Below are 13,040 nucleotides of genomic sequence, written 5' to 3' on the forward strand. Positions count from 1 at the left end.
ACAGCAACGCGTTGCGCGACTTTCTCACTGCACGCGGCACCGAGCCTGTCATTCCCAACAATCCAACCCGAAAGCAGATCAAACCGTTCGACCCCGTCGCCTACCGCCGGAGAAATATCATCGAACGTGCTTTCTGTCGCCTCAAGGACGGGAGGCGTGTCGCAACTCGATATGACAAGCTCATGCTCAACTTCGCGGCAACTTGCTACATCGCCGCCATCGTCATTTGGTGGGCCTGATTGAGTCTGGAGCCTAGTGCAGCTTAAATTCGCCATCGACCCGTCGCCATTCGTTGGGCCCGATCAGGCGCTGATGGCTTTAGCGAACCGAATGCAGCGGCCCATCGAGCGACGCCCTCCAGAAATGCAGGAACTTGTGCATCTCGGGGAAATCGGGAGCGAGATCGTAATCCTGCCAAACATAGGTTTGTAGAACGGATTCAAAGTCTGGGATGCGATAGAGGATGTGGGCAGTCGTCAGTCCGTAGCCATTGAGCTGTCGCTCCAGGTCAGATGAGAATTGCATACTTCATCTCCGTTTCGTGACAAGCCGAAGGTGACCTAAATTCTGATCGGCTTCAAGGCGATTCCATGTTATTTGTTCGAATTACCAAGCGATTGCAGCATGTTAGCAGCCGCGATGGCTGAGTGCTATTTTTTAGAGCACCCTCTTGAAATCGAAAAATCTCGAAAATAAATTTTGCCCGCGAACGCTCGAGTGAGGTTCGCACCCGTCCGGATTGGTCACCCGGTCCGGCAGGGGACTTTGCGTCATCTTTTTTGTCCAATGGAGGAAAACATGTCGTTCCGACCACTTCACGATCGCATTCTCGTCCGCCGGGTCGAATCCCAGGAAAAAACCAAGGGCGGCATCATCATTCCGGATACCGCCAAGGAAAAGCCTTCCGAGGGCGAGGTCGTCGCCGTCGGTCCTGGCGCCCGCAACGAAGCCGGTCAGGTCCAGGCGCTCGACGTCAAGGCGGGCGATCGCATCCTGTTTGGCAAATGGTCAGGTACCGAAATCACGATCAACGGCGAAGACCTGTTGATCATGAAGGAAAGCGACGTCCTGGGCATCATCGAAGCCCAGGACGAGCAGAAGCAGGCTGCGTAATCACGCACCGTCACCCATCAGTCAAAAAGCTGCCTATTGAAGGAGTGAACAAATGGCTGCGAAAGAAGTCAAATTCAACACAGATGCGCGCGAACGCATGCTGCGTGGTGTCGACGTGCTCGCCAATGCGGTAAAAGTAACGCTTGGTCCGAAGGGCCGCAACGTCGTCATCGACAAGTCGTTCGGCGCGCCGCGCATCACCAAGGACGGCGTTTCGGTCGCCAAGGAGATCGAACTTGAAGACAAGTTCGAGAACATGGGCGCCCAGATGCTGCGCGAAGTGGCATCGAAAACCAACGATCTCGCCGGCGACGGTACCACCACGGCAACTGTCCTCGCCCAGGCCATCGTTAAGGAAGGCGCCAAGGCGGTTGCTTCGGGCATGAACCCGATGGACCTGAAGCGCGGCATCGATATCGCCGTGGATGCTGTCGTTAAAGAGCTGAAAGCCAACGCCCGCAAGATTACCAGCAATTCGGAGATCGCTCAGGTCGGAACGATCTCGGCCAATGGCGACGAGGAGATCGGCAAGTATCTGGCCGAAGCGATGGAAAAGGTCGGCAACGAAGGCGTCATCACCGTCGAGGAAGCCAAGACCGCCGAGACCGAGTTGGAAGTGGTCGAAGGTATGCAGTTCGACCGCGGTTATCTGTCGCCCTACTTCGTGACCAATCAGGACAAGATGCGGGTCGAGCTCGAAGAGCCTTATATCCTCATCCATGAGAAGAAGCTCTCCAACCTTCAGTCTTTGCTGCCGGTGCTGGAAGCCGTGGTGAAGTCCGGCAAGCCTCTGCTGATAATTGCTGAAGACGTCGAAGGCGAAGCGCTTGCAACACTCGTCGTCAACAAGCTGCGTGGCGGCCTGAAGATCGCTGCCGTCAAGGCTCCGGGCTTCGGCGATCGTCGTAAGGCCATGCTCGAAGACATCGCCATCCTCACGGGTGGAACGGTCATCTCCGAAGACGTCGGCATCAAGCTGGAGAACGTCACGCTGAACATGCTCGGCCGCGCCAAGAAGGTGGCGATCGAGAAGGAGAACACGACGATCATCGACGGCGTCGGTTCCAAGGGCGAGATTGACGGCCGCGTTGCTCAGATCCGCGCCCAGATCGAGGAAACGACCTCCGACTACGACCGCGAGAAGCTGCAGGAACGCCTTGCCAAACTCGCTGGCGGTGTCGCCGTCATCCGCGTCGGTGGCTCCACCGAAGTCGAGGTGAAAGAGAAAAAGGACCGCGTCGATGACGCCCTTCATGCAACCCGCGCAGCCGTTGAAGAGGGCATTCTGCCGGGCGGTGGTGTTGCCTTGTTACGTGCGGTCAAAGCACTGGACGGTCTTCCGACTGCCAATGGCGATCAGCGGGTTGGCATCGATATCGTCCGCCGTGCGATCGAGGCACCTGTGCGTCAGATCGCCGAGAATGCTGGCGCCGAGGGTTCGATTATCGTTGGCAGGCTCCGGGAAAAGACTGACCTGTCGTTCGGATGGAACGCCCAGACCGGCGAGTATGGCGATCTCTATGCCCAGGGGGTCATCGATCCGGCCAAGGTGGTTCGCACGGCCCTCCAGGATGCGGCATCTGTTGCCGGCCTCCTGGTCACCACGGAAGCCATGATCGCCGAGAAGCCCAAGAAGGACGCCGCCCCCGCCCTTCCTGCCAGCGCTGGGATGGACTTCTAATTGATCATATGGGCTCGCCTCACCGCCAGAGGCGAGCCTTTCTTGAGGAAGACTATGAGCTTGCCGTCGAAAGAAGATGCGCGCCTGTGCGCAAGCGTGATCAGGGAGATCGTTGAACAGCGACAGCTGAGGGGCAATCACCAAGCGATTGCGACGCTGACCATGACGGTCGCGAAGCTATTTAACAAAGGCCTTCGCGACCGGCAGTTTCTTTTGGCTGAAGCACACCGTGCTGCTGACACGGAACTCTCTGGCGATGGGACCGCCGTAAAGCCGTAGGACTCCCTCAGGGCAGGCTTGCGGCTTCAACACCTCCAGCGTGTCATTGATGTTTTGAGAAACCCAAATATAAGGGGAAGGCATCTTTCAACGACGATGGTGCGCGCGCTCCGACCCGGATCACGCTAACAGTTTTGAAAGATGAGTTATGCCGAAACGAAAAGCGCCGGCGGTTGTCAGCACAGGCATCACAGGATTGAACGAAATTCTGCGTGGTGGTCTGCCGGCATCCAATCTCTATATGCTGCAAGGCGTTCCGGGCTCCGGAAAGACGACAGCAGCGCTACAGTTCCTTCGCGCCGGGGTAGAAGCGGGAGAGAGCTGCATTTACGTGACACTGTCGCAGACGGCGGCAGAGCTTGAAGCCATTGCTGTTTCACACGGCTGGACACTAGATGGCATTCGGGTCGAAGAACTGTCGACATCCGGTTCGGTCAGCGAAGCCGATGACCAGAGCATATTTCTGACCGCAGACCTCAGGCTCGACGAGACGCGAAAGGCGATCGAGGCAGCTATCGAAGAACACAAGCCGCGGCGCCTTGTTTACGACTCCCTCCTCGAAATCCGCCTGATCACGGGTGACTCTCCTAGGTTTCGTCGCGAACTGATCGGTTTCAAGTCCTTTCTTGCCAAGCGCAACGTCGTCGCACTTCTCCTTGACACCCAGACGCCCGGCTATGACCGCAGCGGCGAGGAAGTAGAGGGGCTCGCCCATGGGGTCATCCGTTTCGACAAGTCACTGGAGGAGTACGGCGCCGTGCGACGTCGCGTCGAAGTTTCCAAGATGCGCGGTGTCCCCGTTGCCGATGGTTATCACGACATGGCAATCCGGGAAGGTGAAGGGGTCATCGTTTTTCCTCGCATTATGCCCAATACTGCATCTGAGGCCACCAAGCCGCAACTGATCAAATCGGGTGTCGCAGCGCTCGACGACATGTTTGGCGGCGGCCAGGAGGCCGGAACCACTACGCTGGTCATCGGACAGTCGGGCACTGGCAAGTCGACTATGTCGTCACTCTATGCGACCGCAGCGCTCGACCGCGGCGAGAGCGTCGCGCTGTTCTTGTTCGAAGAGAGGCTGGAAACGTTCTTCCGCCGGTCGGAAGGCCTGGGAATGCAGCTTCGGCAGTTCCATAAGGATGGAAAGCTCATTCTTCGGGATTTCAATCCGAACGAAATCTCACCGGGTGAATTTGGTCAAATCGTCCAGGACGCGGTGACGCAAAACAAAGTCCGCGTCGTCGTCATCGATAGCCTGACCGGCTATCTAAACTCGCTACCGCATCGGGAAAAGGCGGTCCGCGACATCCAATCCCTTCTCAAATTCCTGGCTCGTTCGGGCGTGCTGACGATGCTGATTGTCGCTCAGCACGGCCTGATCGGTCAGAATGTCGGCATCGACGTAGATGTCAGCTTCCTCGGCGACACCGTGCTCCTGCTGCGGATCATGGAGCATGAGGGTCGGCTGCGCCGTAACATCACCGTCGTCAAAAAGCGCCACGGTCCACATGACCTCAACATTCAGGAACTGCTGATAGAAAGCGGCAGCGTCAGCGTCGTTTCCTATAACCCTCTTCCTGACCCGAAATGAATGAAACACCAAGTAAACTGGATTGGGTGCTCGTACTTGCCCCGTTTCGCAAGGACGCCGACTACATCGCGGCTTCCTTGCAGGAGCAGAACGTCGCAGTCAGGCATGGCCAGGCTGGCGAGGATTTGGCTGAAAATCTGGCACTTTCGCCGGGCGTCATCCTCATCACCCATGAGGCGCTGAGCCCGCCCGTCGTCGCAACCATTGGCGATCATCTCGCCGGCCAGCCTGATTGGTCCGAAGTGCCAATCGTGGTCCTGCTTGAGCGCGCGGCTCCCGTTGCACAGATCCGCACTCAGCTTCAAAGCGCCTGGCCGAGCGCCCGCCTCCTGTTCTATACACGCCCAATCGCGCGACTGGAGCTGGCCAATAGCATTCAGACCAATCTGCTCGTCCGATTGCGCCAGAAGCAGGTGCGCGATGCGATTGAGCGCGAAGTCGAGTTGCGGCTGGAGCTCAATCATCGCATCAAGAACATTCTTGCCAGCGTCACCTCAATCTTTCAAATGACGCAACGCGGCGCGTCTACGGTTGATGAGCTTGCGGCAGATTTCACAGGCCGGCTTCGTGCTCTGTCCGACGTCCACACCGCAGTGTTCGAAGCAGGCGGAGACGAAATCTCACTGTTATCCGTGATCGCGGTAACCGTCGCACCCTATAACGGTGAGAGCTTGACTCGGATCAATATTGCCGGCCCGGACCTCCTTGTCGGACGGATCGCTGCGACAATCATCGCCCTTTGCCTCCACGAACTGACGACGAATGCCATCAAGTACGGCGCACTGTCTCAAGGCGACGGCAGCATCAACATTGCCTGGTCCGTTTCGGAGGAAGATCCGCCCGTGTTTTCAATGAACTGGATCGAATCGGGCGGCCCCGAAGTCGTTCAACCGAAGCGGCAGGGCTACGGCACGAAGTATGTTCGCTCGGCGCTCGCCTCGCTCTTGGGGGCAGCGCCGACAATCACGTTCGATCGCAATGGGTTTCGATGCTACGCTGCGGGTCCGGTGGCAAGACTTGCGAGGCAGTCGGCGGAAGCTGTTTGATACAGTATCCGTTATCGGAAGGGTTAAACACCTTACTGAAGACATTCCCGAACCTGGCGGATCATATTCGTACGAGAGACGTTATCATACTCTTGGACCATTTTATCTGCCTGTAAATCATGATGGAGCGTTGGGGATGGGCGGCAACGGTATAACGGTCCTTGTCGTGGAGGACGAGGCTCTCGTTCGGATGGATATTGCGCTATTGCTAGAGGACGAAGGTTTTCAGGTGCTGGAAGCATCGAACGCTGACGACGCTATCAGCCTTCTCGACGCACACCCGGAGGTTCGTCTGATGTTCACCGATATCGATATGCCTGGCAGCATGGATGGCCCGAAACTTGCGGCCGCGGTTCGAGATCGATGGCCACCAGTCAAGATCATCGTGACATCGGGTCATCGCCAAATGAGCGATGGTACCCTTCCGATCGTCGGCCGCTTTTTCAGTAAGCCCTATGATTCGTCACGCGTGATTCACGCGATACGCGAAATGATCTAACACGATGACGTCGTACGCTGAGCGAGACCGTCAAGCCAAGGATGCCGATGCTAGCAACTCTGCAATCGCAACCGCCCACCATGATGCCCGATGCGATCATTACCTTGAAGGCAAGCAAGACAAGACTTACTTGGTCGCCGACGGCCAATCGTTTGAGGGCTCGTCGATCTGATGATCTGGGATCTCGTCCATCGTATCACGAAGCTGGGCAGATTCCTTCTCGATCATGTAGATCACCGCGGATCTCTCGGCACCTTTAGCGACGAGCTCATCGATCAACGCGTGCAGCCTCGGTTTGACCTCCTTCAAAATGTTTTGGTTGTCACTCATCAATTCCTCCCATTTTTGCTCCGTGTTGGCCGACGCTCCTCCTTGGGTTTTAGCCAAACCGCTTCCCTGCATTCGCGTCATCCGCCAAAACCAGACTTGCGGGCGGCGACCCACTCTCGTCGCCTCCGACGATTGCGGAAATGTAAGTCAGGGCATTTTTCATTCCGTTCATGGTGTAGGGCTTTTCGATTGCACCGAGTGCGCCGGCAAACCCTTCCGGGATCTTCTTGATATTACCGCTCACGAAGACATAGGGGATGCCCGCAGCTGCTAGTTCGCGACCCACGTCGATCCCGGTCGGGCCATCCATGAGATGGATATCGACGAATGCGAAATCAGGCTTCGACGCGTTCATCTGCTCGCGCGCCTGGATGCTGCTCATGGCGAGGCCTGTAACCTGATGGCCCGCCATCTCCACCTCGCTTTCAAGCTCCATGGCGAGCAGCATTTCGTCTTCGACGATCATAACTTTCAATGTGTATTCTCCTGATGGTCGCCGACAAGCAGCACCACATCGACAACCGTCTTTCGTCCATCCTGTTTACGTTCGATTTCGGCGCCGAGCTGCAAAGCAGACGCCTCGATCAACATGCGTCCGAGCTCGGTGCTTTCAAAATCAGGCTCAACTGGTTCGGATGTGTCCTCGACACGGATCAGAAAATGACCGTTGAGGCGTTTGACCAGCACGTGGATGTCGCCGCCGCCGTCCATGAGGCCCCGTCGAACTGCATCGCCGACCAACTCATTGACGATCAGCGACAAAGGCGTGGCTTTGACAGCGGGCACGAGCAGCGGCGAAAGATCCAAAGACAGACGGATGTCGTTGCGGCCAGTGGCATCGACAAGATCTGTCACCAATTCCTTTGTGAACTCTGAGATATCGAACTTCGACACGTCGTCGAGCGTGAACAGCTTTCGTTGAACCGTGCTGAGGGCCTCGATCCGGTTGAGGACCGACATGAGTGTCTGCCTTTGCCGATAATCGGTGGTGATGCGTGCCTGCATTTTTACGATGGAAGCCATCGTCAACAGGTTGTTTTTCACCCGATGGTCCACCTCGTGGACCAGCAGCGTGCGCGCCTCCAGTGCCGCCTTAAGGGTGGCGGTGTTTTTTGCCACCTCCTCCTCCGCCTCATGGCGCGCAGCCGCCAGGTCAGCCTCCCGGCTCTTGACCGTTGTGAAATCGAGCTGGGACGCAAAGAAATAGATGATTGTCCCGGCCTCGTCCCGGACGGGGCTGATGAATACCGCGTTCCAAAACGTGGTGCCGTCTTTTCGGTAATTAAGGATATCGACAGCAACATCGTGGCCGGCCGCGATGCCCTCTCGGATCTTCGCGATCGTTGCTTTGTCAGTCTCTGGACCCTGCAGGAAACGGCAATTGCGCCCGATTATCTCGTCATCTCTGTAGCCCGTGAGCCTTCGGAAGGCTTCGTTGCAGAAGATAATCGGATTGTCGGACTGGTTCGGATCGGTGACGATCATTGGCATCCGGGTCGCCTTGAACGCGGCCGCAAATGGATCCTCGCTTACATGTCCGGCGACGAGACGGTCGCCGGCGTTGCGGGCATCGGTCCGATATTGATCCTTTTCTTGCATGGGGGTCCTGATCGCATTGTCCGCAACAAATGCCGCGGCTGGGGAATTGGTTCCGGTTTTTGTCAGGGCAAAGACGTTATCGTCGCCTCGATCTCGCAAATCACACCGGACGGATCATAGGCGATTGTCGATTTGCCGTTCAGCTCCGCGGCCAACAAGCGTTCAACGAGGCGGGACCCGAAGCCCTTGCGGGTGGGAGGGAGAACCTCCGGTCCGTCCATCTCCCTCCAAACGAGGCGAAGATCTCCGGTCTCTTTAGCGAAGCTCCAGCTGATGGCAATTCTGCCTGTCGCATTGGAGAGTGCACCATATTTGGCAGCATTTGTGCCGAGTTCATGGAGAGCAAGCGAGAGTGACGCAACGACCTTTTGCGGCAGCAAGACCGGATCGCCAGAAACATCAAACCGCTCTGAAGGGTATGGAGCGATAGCCTGCTCTACCACAGCCTTGAGATCGGCACTCTGCCAATGACCCTCGGCAAGAAGGTCGTGGGCATGCGCCATGGCCGAAAGGCGAGCCTCGAAAGCGGTAACCGCACCGCTGGCCTCAGCATCTTTTGCCAGGGTCTGACGGGCAATCGCCATGACCGTCGCAAAGACATTCTTCACCCGGTGGTGCAACTCGCCGATCAGCACCGCCTGAAGCCGATCCGCTTCCTTTTTCGCAGAAATATCGTGAGCGATCTTAGATGCACCGATAATCCGGCCGGCACTGTCGTAGATTGGCGAGACGCTGAGGAGAACATCGACGAGATGGCCATCTTTGTGACGGCGTCTGGTTTCGTAAGGCTCCACCGTCGATCCGGCCCTGACGCGGCTCAACAGCGTCGGCTCCTCGTCAATCCGATCAGCAGGCACAAGGATCAGTACAGACTGACCGATGATCTCGTCCGCCTTGTAACCGTAGAGCCTCTCCGCCGAGGCGTTCCAGGACGTGATAGTCATATCGAGATCGATGCCTAGGATGGCATCATTGGAAGATGCAATGATGGACGCCAGCTGGCGCTCGACCTCCTGCCCTTTTTTGCGTTCGCTTATATCGATCGAGACGACCGCAACCTGGCGAATCCTGCCGCTATCGTCTCGAAGCGGCGAGACGGTATTGTTCACCCAGACGAGACTGCCATCTTTTCGGACATATCGCTTTTCGAGATCGAAGCTCTCGCCGGTCTGTGCAAGCCGCCGGTACAATCGGGTCTGCTCGGGCATATCGTCGGCATAGGTGATGTCGCGGATGTTCTTGCCGAGCAGCTCCTGTTCCTCGTAGCCGACAATCTCGCAAAACCGCTTGTTGACGTGCAGGATCTCGCCATCGAGGCTCGCTTGACCGATCCCGGCCGCCGACTGCGATATTACCGCGCGCATCCGTTCTTCGCTTGCCTGGAGCGCCCGGTCGGCGCGAACGCGATCCGTCGTCTCGTTGACGATGCAGAAGACGCCGCGAACGGTCCCGGCTTCATCGCGGATCGGAGAATATGAAATGTCAAAATAGACGGTTTCCGGGTAGCCGTGCCGCTCGATATAAAATGGGCGGTCCTTGGCGGCGACCGTCTCGCCTTTGTCCAGGACTTGACGCAGGAGCGGTTCGAGGTCGTCCCATAGCTCGCTCCAGTTTTCTCGTGCCGGGCGACCGAAAGACCTCGGGTGCCGTTGTCCGATCGACGGTGCATAGGGTGCGTTGTAGAGGGCGACGAAATCCGGCCCCCAGAAAATGACAATCTGCGCCATGGAAGGCAGCATGATGTCGACCGCTGATTTCAGGCAGGGAGGCCAAACCGAAGGCGGGCCGAGCATGGACCGGTCCCAGTCTCCCCGCTCAAGCATTCGAGAAATTTCGTCCTGCCCTGAGAAAGTTGTCCCCGTTTCGTTTTGCATCGGCGCCCACTCTAGCTCGTTGCGACGTCGCAAACGTTATTCCCCGCCACTCGTGCTCAATGTATAGCGTGAGATGGTCGCAGCAAGGTCTTTTCGCAATGAAATCAGCTTCAAATCGGACAGACCGCTACTGATTTTGCTCGCTCAACAAGCCTAGCAGCCTTGACCCTTCCCGGCCGATTTCCCATATGGGCGCCGCGTGAAGGGGAAGTGTATGTGCGCATTTTTAGAAACGTCATTTGGTCCGAACGAATTCTCGGTTATCGACCAATCATTCAACGACTGGCTGGAAGCTCACCATGTGACCAAGAACAGCGCAGAGGCTGAGCTTGCCGCTGCGATCATTATAAACCTATATCGTGAGGGACATAACACCAAGCAGGAATTGGACACTGCCATGTCCCTGCATCGCGGTCTTGCCGATCTTGGCGAGTTGGCATCGCGCTCTTGACTAGATTTGAACCGCCGACCCGGTATTTCAGATCTGTGCGATAACAACAATTTGTGGAACTGAAACTCTGTGCCGATCAACGTTCAAATCGTTGTCAGGTGCAGGCTTAACCGGCTATCCTCCACATCAGTTCGCTGCTTCACAGGCCGCCTCATGCCGTTGCACCCGAAACTTCGGCAAGCACAATCGTTTCTATTCACTGCCTCCTCAAAAGGTGATGCCGCGCATTTTTATGACGTCAATAGCTATTATAGCTATATCGCCTACCCATCTCTGTCAGCGCTGACTGATCTCGTCAATCGAGACGGGCTCTGGCGTCCCCCGGCAACTGCCGAAGCGGCGGTTTCGATTCTACCGGTTAGCGATCCGATGCCCAGGCGACCAATATTGCCCGCCCGTCATCAGTAGACAGCGCCGTTGCTCTATTGGAGGGGACATCAAGTACAGCTGCTCGAAGGATTTCGGACACGGGATCACACAGTCTCATGCGGCCGGGGCCGACATGTCCGGATTGAAGACTCCTAGTTCAAGAGGCACTACGTGACCTTAAATTCCGGAGGATCAACGTCGATCTCCGCCGACCAATAGTGTTTGGCAATGTTCTGACTGTTGCGAATGACGTGGTAGGCCATTTCAGGATCCCCTCCGGCGAACGTGTCGGGATCAGCGCCGCACATAACGCAATACATGCGCTGATGGACGACCGCAGCGAAGTATTCCGGGGCCGGCGTCGCGTCCTCTTGTCCGATAGCCGCCATGTCTTCTGCGGCTTGATTTCTCGCATCCTGCAGAGCGGCGAAGATCGCTGTGGCCAACCTTTTGTCGGCACGCTCAATGACGTCGGCGATTTCCCTATCGGCGGAACTGCCAGCAGGATTGTCTCTCGTCATGCCTCTTTCCTTCGGCGGTAGGGACGGTCGTCAGCCGGTTGATTTGGTGAGGAGCGCTAGGTAGTTTCGCGCGGTTTCGATGAAAGCTCGCTCTGCTTCGGAGCCGTCGGCGAGTTCGGCCGCACGGGCGTCCACCGTCGCTTGTAGCCGAGCGTCGATCTGCGGATCGGTGGCACGCGCTTTCTCCATCAAGGCACGAAGGACGGTTCTCAAGGCAAAGGATTCCGCCGATCTAGCCAACTGTTGTCGTTCGCTTTGATTCTTCGCGATATCTTCTGCGCGTTCATTCTTCTGTCGCATCGACGCTGGCCTGCCTTGCTGCCTTTCCCACCTCCGAGCGACGTTGCGCCCGGCATAGAGAATCTTCCAGGCGACGTCGGGATCGCCATTCTCGAATGTTCGGGCATCGGCGCCGCAAAGGCGCATGAAGAGGTGGCGAAGCGCTCCATCGCTGAAGTAGTCGTGTGGCGCAGCGGAAACGCCGAGGGACTGGAGCTTGGCGCCGGCGGCTCGAACGGCTTGATCGATCGCTTCATCAACAGCTCGGAACAACTCCTCGTCTGCCTGATGCACCTCGTCTATTGTCGTCGGCATGAGCCTCTCCCACGAATTAGCTCTCTTCGTTACATGACATCGGGTCAAGCCCTCGCGTCCAGGCTTACATGAGGCATCAATCGGGCAAGGGTATGAACTCACCGCGGTCGTCGGCAGGAAGGTCGAAACGGCCCACGCCCCACTTTCCGGCTCGCCATTCGGCCTTGGCTTCCTCGATACGTTCCATCGACGAGGCGACGAAGTTCCACCAGATGTATCTTGGCCCGGAGAACGTTGCGCCTCCGAGTATCATAATCCGGGCGCCGCGTTCGCCGGCCGCGACGGTTATCCTGTCTCCGGGACGGAACACCATCATCTGCATTGTGCCGAATTCCTGTCCGGCGACCGAGATCGAACCTTCAACGACGTAGATGGCGCGGTCTTCGTGTTCATCTGGCATCGGAAGACGGGCGAGCGGATACAGCTTGACGTCGGCGTAGAAGGTCTCCGAAAACATCTTAGCGGGAGCGCGCTCGCCATAGGCGTTTCCGAGGATCAGCCGCGCCGAGACGCCTTTGTCTTCGATCATCGGAAGCGCGCTCCGGCCGTGGTGCTCGAAGGACGGCGCCACGTCCTCCTGGCCGTCAGGCAGGGCGAGCCACGTCTGTATTCCGAACAGGCTGTTCGGTCCGCTCCTTGCCGCCGCGCTCGTGCGCTCCGAGTGCGATACGCCTTTGCCCGCGACCATCCAGTTCAACTCGCCTGGCCTGATGATCTGGTCGGCACCGGTGCTGTCCCGGTGATGAAAGTCTCCTTGGTACAGATAGGTGACGGTGCCGAGACCGATATGCGGATGTGGCCGGACGTCGACGCCCTGCCCCGTCAGGAGTTCGGCGGGACCGGCCTGGTCGAAGAATATGAACGGGCCGACCATCTGTCGGTTCGGTGCGGGCAGCGCCCGTCGGACTTCGAAACCGCCAAGATCGCGAGCTCGCGGAACGATCAAGGTCTCAATCGCCTCCACGCCGACCTCATCAGGGCATCCTGGTTCGATCGCAGGGTTCCAGCTCATGTGTTTCGTCCTCTTCTTCGGCCGATGATCATCCATTCATAGCGAGAAGCGGTGACGCGTGACGCACCCGTTCCTCTTTTT

General features: G+C 57.5%; 15 protein-coding genes and 1 pseudogene. 8 read left to right on the top strand and 8 right to left on the bottom strand.

The window, feature by feature from the left end; translation table 11 throughout:
• Nucleotides 1–239: transposase (locus AC1DUP_RS19840; protein WP_477833959.1), on the top strand; the 239-nt coding region annotated here is incomplete at its 5' end.
• A 13-nt stretch (nt 240–252) separates the two neighbouring features.
• On the opposite strand, the pseudogene AC1DUP_RS19845 reads toward AC1DUP_RS19840, so the two are convergent.
• Nucleotides 253–525 (bottom strand): annotated as a pseudogene (locus AC1DUP_RS19845) (usg protein).
• 273 nt (nt 526–798) lie between these two features.
• Between AC1DUP_RS19845 and AC1DUP_RS19850 the strand changes: the two are divergent.
• The 6 genes from AC1DUP_RS19850 (at nt 799) to AC1DUP_RS19875 (ending at nt 6,209) form a co-directional block, all read left to right on the top strand.
• A complete protein-coding gene (locus AC1DUP_RS19850) occupies nt 799–1,113 on the top strand; it encodes a co-chaperone GroES (RefSeq protein WP_113334875.1) in 315 nt (104 codons plus the stop codon).
• Between the two features lie 52 nt (nt 1,114–1,165).
• Nucleotides 1,166–2,794, top strand: coding sequence for a chaperonin GroEL (groL, locus tag AC1DUP_RS19855; RefSeq protein ID WP_477833961.1), 1,629 nt, complete (start codon nt 1,166–1,168; stop codon nt 2,792–2,794).
• 54 nt (nt 2,795–2,848) lie between these two features.
• Complete coding sequence (locus AC1DUP_RS19860; RefSeq protein ID WP_113309747.1) at nt 2,849–3,073, top strand: hypothetical protein; 225 nt, start codon at nt 2,849–2,851, stop codon at nt 3,071–3,073.
• A gap of 148 nt (nt 3,074–3,221) precedes the next feature.
• Nucleotides 3,222–4,664 carry a DUF7125 family protein gene (locus AC1DUP_RS19865; RefSeq protein ID WP_113309677.1) on the top strand — a complete coding sequence of 481 codons (1,443 nt, stop codon included), beginning with the start codon at nt 3,222–3,224 and terminating at the stop codon, nt 4,662–4,664.
• A complete protein-coding gene (locus AC1DUP_RS19870; RefSeq protein ID WP_113309680.1) occupies nt 4,661–5,710 on the top strand; it encodes a sensor histidine kinase in 1,050 nt (349 codons plus the stop codon). Before AC1DUP_RS19865 ends, AC1DUP_RS19870 begins: the two co-directional genes overlap by 4 nt.
• Before the next feature lie 136 nt (nt 5,711–5,846).
• Complete coding sequence (locus AC1DUP_RS19875) at nt 5,847–6,209, top strand: response regulator (RefSeq protein ID WP_113309684.1); 363 nt, start codon at nt 5,847–5,849, stop codon at nt 6,207–6,209.
• Nucleotides 6,210–6,335: 126 nt separating this feature from the next.
• Here the strand turns inward: AC1DUP_RS19875 and AC1DUP_RS19880 are convergent, their stop codons facing one another.
• From AC1DUP_RS19880 to AC1DUP_RS19895, 4 genes are all read right to left on the bottom strand, one after another.
• Nucleotides 6,336–6,611 (bottom strand): hypothetical protein, encoded by a 276-nt coding sequence (locus AC1DUP_RS19880; RefSeq protein WP_113309687.1) that lies wholly within the window; start codon nt 6,609–6,611, stop codon nt 6,336–6,338.
• The gene (locus AC1DUP_RS19885; protein WP_112432214.1) at nt 6,589–7,014 is read right to left on the bottom strand and encodes a response regulator; all 426 of its coding nucleotides are present in this window, start codon (nt 7,012–7,014) and stop codon (nt 6,589–6,591) included. The genes AC1DUP_RS19880 and AC1DUP_RS19885 overlap by 23 nt, the downstream gene beginning before the upstream one ends.
• Nucleotides 7,011–8,138: a PAS domain-containing protein gene (locus AC1DUP_RS19890; RefSeq protein WP_113309691.1), complete on the bottom strand. Its 1,128-nt coding sequence runs from the start codon at nt 8,136–8,138 to the stop codon at nt 7,011–7,013. The genes AC1DUP_RS19885 and AC1DUP_RS19890 overlap by 4 nt, the downstream gene beginning before the upstream one ends.
• A 62-nt stretch (nt 8,139–8,200) precedes the next feature.
• The gene (locus AC1DUP_RS19895; protein WP_113309695.1) at nt 8,201–9,961 is read right to left on the bottom strand and encodes a PAS domain S-box protein; all 1,761 of its coding nucleotides are present in this window, start codon (nt 9,959–9,961) and stop codon (nt 8,201–8,203) included.
• A 265-nt stretch (nt 9,962–10,226) separates the two neighbouring features.
• Between AC1DUP_RS19895 and AC1DUP_RS19900 the strand changes: the two genes are divergently transcribed.
• Nucleotides 10,227–10,463: a hypothetical protein gene (locus tag AC1DUP_RS19900; RefSeq protein ID WP_113309699.1), complete on the top strand. Its 237-nt coding sequence runs from the start codon at nt 10,227–10,229 to the stop codon at nt 10,461–10,463.
• A gap of 536 nt (nt 10,464–10,999) precedes the next feature.
• Here the strand turns inward: AC1DUP_RS19900 and AC1DUP_RS19905 are convergent.
• The 3 genes from AC1DUP_RS19905 to AC1DUP_RS19915 all read right to left on the bottom strand — a co-directional run bounded on the left by AC1DUP_RS19905 (nt 11,000) and on the right by AC1DUP_RS19915 (nt 12,959).
• Entirely contained in the window at nt 11,000–11,353 is a 354-nt protein-coding gene (locus AC1DUP_RS19905; RefSeq protein ID WP_113309703.1) for a hypothetical protein, read from the bottom strand.
• 30 nt (nt 11,354–11,383) lie between these two features.
• Nucleotides 11,384–11,926: a hypothetical protein gene (locus AC1DUP_RS19910; protein ID WP_477833966.1), complete on the bottom strand. Its 543-nt coding sequence runs from the start codon at nt 11,924–11,926 to the stop codon at nt 11,384–11,386.
• A 97-nt stretch (nt 11,927–12,023) separates the two neighbouring features.
• A complete protein-coding gene (locus tag AC1DUP_RS19915; protein WP_113309748.1) occupies nt 12,024–12,959 on the bottom strand; it encodes a pirin family protein in 936 nt (311 codons plus the stop codon).
• Nucleotides 12,960–13,040 lie beyond the last annotated feature (81 nt).

The sequence above is a fragment of the Rhizobium sp. 01L419 genome (assembly GCF_056400025.1).